We start from the raw sequence: 7,505 nt of genomic DNA, 5'->3' as shown, positions 1-7,505 counted from the left end.
AAAAGCGTTGGCAAGCTATGAAACGCTGGGTACAGAAAAAACCTCATTTTCAAGCTCATGAAGGTGCGTTTAAAGGGCAAATGGGCGAAGGAAAAGCGAAAAGTGCCCCTTTAGGCCAATTCGCCAAAGGATTAAACCAATTAATAATGACCCCGAATTATCTCTAATAAAAACTTGTTTTTGTTAGAGATAATGAGGGCAAACCGAACGAAAGTGAGGTTGAAAATAACTTCGTGTCTGCCCCAAAAGACGGTTTTTTTATTCAACCTCAATAAACTTGACACATACATAACAATTATTTTTGATGAAAATTCATATTCATTCTGTTATAATAAGTAGTGAAATGATCTGGCTTTGACCGCCTGTAAAAAGGCGACACTGCTGAAAAGAAAGAGTGAACAGAAAATTATGGTAAAAACTAAAATAGTAACGGATTCATCAGCAACGATGAAGCCCAGCTTGAGGGAGCAATACAATATCCATGTGGTCCCTCTTTCTGTGATGATTGACGGAACGGTTTACTCAGATGATGAAAACCTTACCGGAGAACATTTCATGGAGATGATGGCAGCATCCAAAAACTTGCCTAAAACGAGCCAACCGCCTATTGGCGAGTTTGTTAATTTATATGATAAGTTAGGTGCAGATGGCAGCGAAATTTTATCAATCCATATGTCTGAAACCTTAAGCGGGACGGTTGATGCAGCAAAACAAGCAAGTAACATCACTAAGAGTAAAGTTACCGTTGTCGATACTGAGACTACGGACCAGTCCCTTGCTTTTGCGGTATTACGAGCTGCCCAGCTAGCACAAGAGGAGAAGACGACAGAAGAGATACTTCCTGAAATCAAACAAATGTTAAAAAATACTAAATTATATATAGGCGTATCGACTCTTGAAAATTTAGTCAAAGGTGGACGTATTAGTCGTGCCAAGGGTCTTTTATCGAGTATACTGAGCATACGTGTGATCATGGAATTTAAGAATGGGGATTTATTCCCTATTGTAAAAGGACGTGGCACCAAAACGTTTAATAAATGGTTTGAACGGTTAAAAAATGAATTAAAGAATAACTCGACAGTGAAAAAAATAGGGATTTCCTATGCTGGAGGAAAAGAGCAATGTGAAAAGTATAAAAATGAATTGCAGGAGTTATTTCCACAATTGGAAATTTATTTGTTGCATACGACACCGATTATCGCAACACATACAGGAAATGGTGCTTTTGCGATTATGTATTACGCTGACCAAACCTGATAAAAGAAATATTCAAAAGAGCCGTTTTATGGCTCTTTTTTGATTTTTTAAAATTTGATGAATAAAAGGGATTTCTGTACGAAACTTTCCTTATTTTTGATAGACTAGTAACGTATAAAGTTAGTTAGAACTAAGGGAAAAGCGTAGAAAGAGGGAGGCTCTTATGAAGCATAAAACGTTTTTTATATCATTTTTTAGTGTGATTGGTGTTGCTCTCATCACTTTTTTTATTCTTCATCTAGCTAGCCCTAAAGCACAACCGCAATTAATGGGCACTGCAAGTGTTAGTAATAACGAAAATAAGCAACGGATTCATTATACGGCTATTGGTGATTCCTTGACAGAAGGAGTGGGAGATGCCACCCAAAACGGTGGTTTTGTCTCTTTAGTAGCAGATAATTTGCAAGAAGATTATCCAGTGAGTAGCGTTGAAGTAGATAACCATGGGGTTGCTGGAGAACGCAGTGGTCAAATTTTACAACGTATACAAGAAGATGATAGGACGCAAGATGATATTGCCTCTTCTGATATTATCACGTTAACATTAGGTGGCAATGATATTATGGAAGTTATTAAAGGTAATATATTTGGTTTATCTGTTGATTCTTTTGAGAGACCCTTACAAAATTATCAAGAAAATCTTTCTGATATGATTTATGAAATACGTGATTTAAATGAAACTGCTGGAATCTACGTGACAGGTGTTTACAATCCTTTTTATGTTAACTTCCCCGAAATTGAAGATATGCAAACCATCATTGAAAACTGGGATAACGGAACACAAGAACTTGTTGCACAAGAGGACGATGTGTACTTTGTCCCGATTAATGAAGTTATTTCTCAAGGAACGAATGATGAAGCGGTTATAAATACAGAATCAGAGGACGAGACCACTTCTTCAACACAGGAAGAAAATGATTTAAATAAGGTGAAAAACAACGCACTTTTTGAAGAAGATAACTTTCATCCTAATACGATCGGTTATCAATTAATTACACAGGAAGTCATGAAAAAAATGGATGATACCCAAAGTACTTGGTTAACAGAGGAGAACGCATCTTGAAAGAGCAAAAACAAAAACATAAAAAAGATAAAACAAAAGAAGAAAAAACAATAAATAAATGGAAAGTTGCTTTTCTTGCTTTATTAGGACTTATTTTAGGCTTATCTGCTTTTTTCTTTTTCCGTGCAACTCAGCAAAGAGAGGCTATTCAATATGAGACTCAACCACTTGTACAAAGAGAAGGGGAGCCTGTTTTATCTGTTAATAGTAATAAAGAACAGATTAACTCTTTAATTGATTTTTACTTGCAAAATTATCAAGAAGATTCTGATGTAGAATATCATTTTCAATTGGAAAATCAAGCATTATTGACAGGCGACTTTGAAATACTGGGAGCTCCTATCACTTTTTATTTATATTTTGATCCTTATGTCACTGATAATGGAAATGTACAACTTCAAGCAGATAGCTTGTCTGTGGGGACATTGGATCTTCCTGTGAAACAAGTGATGAGAATGATCGAAAAAAGTTTTAAATTCCCTGAATGGATTGAATTTGATCCGGATGAGGAACAAGTGTTAGTACGATTGGACCAATTTCGTATGGAAAACGGGCTATTTGTAAAAGCTGAAAAAATCAATTTAGTTGATGATGATATCCAAGTAAGTTTATACTTACCTCAAGACAAAGAAAAATAGGAGTGATTTTATGAAACAACGAGCAATTTTTGCCGGTGGATGTTTTTGGTGTATGGTTCACCCTTTTGATGAACAACCAGGTATTCATTCTGTAGTATCTGGTTATACCGGTGGACATACAGAAAACCCAACTTACGAACAAGTGGTTACTCAAGCAACAGGACATACAGAAGCTGTGGAAATTATTTTTGATCCAGAAATTATTTCTTATAAAGATTTAGTCGAAATATATTGGCAACAAACAGACCCCACCGATGCTTTTGGCCAATTTCAAGATCGTGGTGATAATTACCGTCCGGTGATTTATTATTTAAATGAAGAACAAAAAGAAATCGCTGAAAAAAGTCGTCAAGAATTACAAGATAGCGGACGGTTTAGTCAGCCGATTGTGACTCAAATTGAGCCAGCGCAAACTTTTTACCCAGCAGAAATGTATCATCAAGATTTTTATAAGAAAAATCCTGAAAACTTTGCTAGAAACCATGCTAGAAGAGCTGCTTTTATAAAGGAGAACTGGGGAAAATGAAGCGTAGTTTCTATCATTATTTAATGACGCTGCGTGGACCTAACTCTGCTGATGAAGAACAAGTATTTGCTAATCAAGCATCAAAAGATATCCAATTTCCTAAACAAAGTGAAAATTATGAAGAAATCTCTGATTATCTAGAGTTAAATGTCAACTATTTGGATAATATGGACATTTTTGATCGGATTTGGCAGAAGTATTTGGAGAATAATCGATAGACGTATTAAAGTATGAAGTCGAGGTGCTACATGAAAAATAAAAAAATATCATTTACCAAATACGTGATTTCTTTGGTAGTTGTGGCGCTTATCACTGGAGGATTGGTTTATTGGATTACGACAAGTGGAACTTTCCAAGCTTATTCTCTTTCAGGAAATGATTTATATAAAGTTCAAGCTTTATATAACAATATTCAGGAAAACTATTATGAAGACGTGGATGATAACGAACTGGTTGAGGGTGCGTTAGAAGGAATGACGGATGCATTAGATGATCCGTATACTTCTTATTTGGGGGAACAGGACGCTGAAGAACTTAATAATTCATTATCAAGTGATTTTGAAGGAATCGGCGCGACTTTAACAATTATAGATGATCTGCCTGAAGTTTCTGAAGCGCCAGTAAAGGATAGCCCAGCTGAAAAAGCTGGTTTACAAGCAGAAGATAAGATTTTAAAAGTTGACGGAAAAGAAACTGAAGGAGAAGACCTTGACACAGTGGTGCAAACCATTCGTGGAGAAAAAGGATCTACTGTAACATTAGAAGTTGAACGTGAAGAAGATCATTTTGAAGTAGAGATCAAGCGAGATACGATTCCACTTGAATCTTTAGATTATAATCTTGACGAAGACCACCAAGATATTGGCAATATCGAAATTGCTAGTTTTAATGAAAATACGGCTCAAGAGTTGCGTGACGCAATTAAAAATCTACGTAATGAAGGGGCAGAATCTTTTGTTATTGATATGCGCCAAAACCCTGGAGGGTATCTAGATCAAGTAGAAGAAATGACTAGTATGTTTTTAGAAGATGGTCAAACAATTGTCCAATTTGGAAGAGATGACGAAATTACGAATGAAAGTGAAGCTTCTGAACGATTAGATGGTGGATTCAAGGTAAAAGAACCTACTGTTGTACTAGTTGATCAACAAAGCGCCTCAGCTTCGGAAATTTTTGCAGCAGCTTTAAAAGAGTCGGCAAACATTCCAATTGTAGGCACAAATACTTTTGGAAAAGGAACTGTACAAAGTGTTAGTGATTTTTCTGACAATAGCGAAGTGAGAATGACAATACAAAAATGGTTGACCCCTAATGGCGAATGGATCAATGAAGAGGGAGTTGAACCCACAATCGAAGCTGAGTTGCCTGATTATGCTTACTTACCTCCGTTGTCTACAAAAGAAGGGTTGAAAAAAGGAGACGAATCGGATGATACTGAAAATTTAAATGCATTCTTACAAGCTTTAGATTATCCAACCGAGGGCGAGGAATTTAACGAAGAAACGGAACAAGCGGTGCAAGATTTCCAAGAAAAAAATGATCTTGAACCGACTGGCAGTGTTAATCAAGAGACAAGTTCAGTAATTGAACAAGAAGTCGTTCAAAAGATACAGGAATCTGATCCAATGTATAATAAAGCAATTGAGGAACTAACAAAATGAGGAATTAGACGGGACCGATGACGAAATGAACAGAGAACGATTTTTGGAATGGTTTTGGTTAATAATAAAATATTCATTTGTTACAGGTATTTTAGCTCTTTTGCTCCGGGGTTTTTTGTTAATTCCAGTACCTGTCCAAGGAAGCTCGATGGAGGATACGATGGCTCAAGGGGATATGGCATTAATGGAGCGCTTATCAAGTATCAAACGTTTTGATGTGATTGTTTTTAATCTTCCTGATGGTACCTATGTTAAACGAGTTGTTGGTCTACCAGGGGAATCTGTAAGTTATAAGGACGACAAGCTATATATTGATGGTAAAGAAATGGATGAGCCTTTTTTAGTAGAGAATCTGCATGAAGATGATGAATCGGGACCTTACACTTACGATTTTGATTTTGAGGAACTAATGGGAGTAGAAAAACTAGGCAAAGATAGTTATTTTGTTATTGGAGATAACCGCCGTTTTTCCAAAGATAGTCGTTCCTTTGGAGCTATTTCAGAAGATGAAATTCTTGGAACTATCCGTTTTGTTTATTATCCTTTACCACATATGAAATTTATTTAAGGCGGAGTCTTGTAGAGTTGACCTGTTCATCTTTACAAGACTTTTTAAAGGAAAAATTTTGAAGGGGAATTGAAAGGTTAAAGAAAAACGTTTATGATAAACAGTGGTTCTAAACAAAAGGGCTATTTGCCGCACATAGAATTGTTATATTAAGGAGAGTAGATTTGTATGACCATTCAATGGTTTCCTGGACATATGGCAAAGGCCAAACGTCAAGTAGCAGAAAAATTACAACATGTTGATATTGTATTCGAATTAGTTGATGGTAGATTGCCCGTTTCTTCAAGAAATCCTATGCTAGACGAAGTTTTACAGCAAAAACCACGGTTAGTATTAATTAATAAAGCTGACCTAGCCGATCCAGCACAAACCAAGCAATGGGAAAACTACTTTAGCCAACAAGGGTTGGGTGTGTTAGCGATTAATTCTCAAGACAATAAGGGAAGTCATCTAATCTTACCTAAGACCAAAGAAGCTCTGACTGAGAAATTACAAAAAGAACAACAAAAAGGATTGAAACCACGTGCCATTCGAGCGATGGTCATTGGTATCCCTAATGTAGGAAAATCCACATTATTAAATCGACTTGCTGGGAAAAAGTTTGCTAAGACAGGAAATTCTCCTGGAGTGACTAAAGGGCAACAATGGGTTCGTTATAAAAAAGATTTAGAATTATTAGATACTCCTGGAATCTTATGGCCAAAATTTGAGGACCAAGAGACAGGAAAAAGACTTGCATTGACAGGAGCTATTAAGGAACAATTGCTTCAACAAGATGACATTGCTATTTATGGCCTAGACTTTTTTTTGCAATTTTATCCAGATCAACTTGCAAGGCGTTATCAACTAACACAAGAGGATTTACAACTTCCTACCCCTGAATTGCTAATGTTAATCACGCAAAAGCAAGGTTTCCAAGAAGATTATGATAAAGGAAGCCAACGTGTTATTCACGATATAAGAGAAGGCAAGTTAGGGCGATTTACCTTAGATCGCTATGCAGAAGTGGGTGAGTAAATGGAAAAAGAAGCAATTTCTACTATTAAAAACCACTTGTCTGAAGTAGATTCGCTCACTGATCCTTACGTTACACAATTACGTTCTGATGAACGTAAAGGAGTTCAACAACTTTTAAATCAGTTAGAAAAACGCTTGGCAAAAGAGCAAGATTTAAAAAAACAGTTTTATCTTATGCAAACTTTTGAGCGTAAGTGCTATCAAGAGGGCTATCGCTATTTGGCAGGAATTGATGAAGTTGGACGCGGTCCGCTAGCTGGCCCCGTTGTAGCAGCTGCGGTTGTTTTACCAGAAGACAGTTTTCTTCCTGGATTGAATGATTCAAAACAATTAAGCGAAAAAAAACGTTTAGCACTAGCCGAAAAAATTCAGCAACAGGCGCTAGCCATTGGTATAGGAGAAGTACCAGCAGAAACAATTGATCAAGTAAATATTTATCAAGCAAGTAAAATTGCTATGAAGGACTCTGTTGCCAATCTGTCAGTGAAACCAGATTTTCTGTTAATTGATGCAATGTCTTTAGAAACTGCGACTCCTCAAGAAAAAATTATTAAAGGAGACGCCAAAAGCGTATCTATCGCTGCCGCTAGTATTATTGCTAAAGTTTATCGAGATAATTTGATGTCAGAATACCATAAACGCTATCCTTATTACGCATTTGATCAAAATGCTGGTTATGGAACGAAAACACACCTAACTGGGTTAAGTGAACATGGGATTACTCCCATTCATCGAAAATCATATGCACCTATAAAAAAATACTTATAAAAAAAGA

Annotated in this window: 9 protein-coding genes and 1 pseudogene; all 10 read left to right on the top strand. The window is 36.3% G+C overall.

What is annotated here, in order from left to right:
- Positions 1 to 167, top strand: a pseudogene (locus G577_RS12000) (ISLre2-like element ISTeha1 family transposase); the annotation flags it as partial.
- A gap of 241 nt (positions 168 to 408) precedes the next feature.
- A complete protein-coding gene (locus tag G577_RS0105435) occupies positions 409 to 1,257 on the top strand; it encodes a DegV family protein (protein WP_028790331.1) in 849 nt (282 codons plus the stop codon).
- Positions 1,258 to 1,420: 163 nt separating this feature from the next.
- Complete coding sequence (locus G577_RS0105430; RefSeq protein ID WP_038026211.1) at positions 1,421 to 2,320, top strand: SGNH/GDSL hydrolase family protein; 900 nt, start codon at positions 1,421 to 1,423, stop codon at positions 2,318 to 2,320.
- Positions 2,317 to 2,958: a YpmS family protein gene (locus G577_RS0105425; RefSeq protein WP_028790329.1), complete on the top strand. Its 642-nt coding sequence runs from the start codon at positions 2,317 to 2,319 to the stop codon at positions 2,956 to 2,958. Before G577_RS0105430 ends, G577_RS0105425 begins: the two co-directional genes overlap by 4 nt.
- Positions 2,959 to 2,968: 10 nt before the next feature.
- On the top strand, positions 2,969 to 3,484 hold the full coding sequence (gene msrA, locus G577_RS0105420) for a peptide-methionine (S)-S-oxide reductase MsrA (RefSeq protein ID WP_028790328.1): 516 nt from the start codon (positions 2,969 to 2,971) through the stop codon (positions 3,482 to 3,484).
- Positions 3,481 to 3,702, top strand: coding sequence for a YozE family protein (locus G577_RS0105415; protein WP_028790327.1), 222 nt, complete (start codon positions 3,481 to 3,483; stop codon positions 3,700 to 3,702). Before msrA ends, G577_RS0105415 begins: the two co-directional genes overlap by 4 nt.
- Before the next feature lie 30 nt (positions 3,703 to 3,732).
- A complete protein-coding gene (locus G577_RS0105410; protein ID WP_028790326.1) occupies positions 3,733 to 5,145 on the top strand; it encodes a S41 family peptidase in 1,413 nt (470 codons plus the stop codon).
- 25 nt (positions 5,146 to 5,170) lie between these two features.
- Positions 5,171 to 5,713 (top strand): signal peptidase I, encoded by a 543-nt coding sequence (lepB, locus tag G577_RS0105405; RefSeq protein ID WP_028790325.1) that lies wholly within the window; start codon positions 5,171 to 5,173, stop codon positions 5,711 to 5,713.
- A 168-nt stretch (positions 5,714 to 5,881) separates the two neighbouring features.
- The gene (gene ylqF / locus G577_RS0105400; protein WP_028790324.1) at positions 5,882 to 6,730 is read left to right on the top strand and encodes a ribosome biogenesis GTPase YlqF; all 849 of its coding nucleotides are present in this window, start codon (positions 5,882 to 5,884) and stop codon (positions 6,728 to 6,730) included.
- Positions 6,731 to 7,498, top strand: coding sequence for a ribonuclease HII (locus G577_RS0105395; RefSeq protein WP_028790323.1), 768 nt, complete (start codon positions 6,731 to 6,733; stop codon positions 7,496 to 7,498).
- Positions 7,499 to 7,505: the final 7 nt, after the last annotated feature.

Source organism: Tetragenococcus muriaticus DSM 15685 (assembly GCF_000423785.1).
Lineage (GTDB): Bacteria > Bacillota > Bacilli > Lactobacillales > Enterococcaceae > Tetragenococcus > Tetragenococcus muriaticus.
Note: the sequence above shows the minus strand (reverse complement) of the source record. Positions and strands in the feature narration are given on the sequence as shown.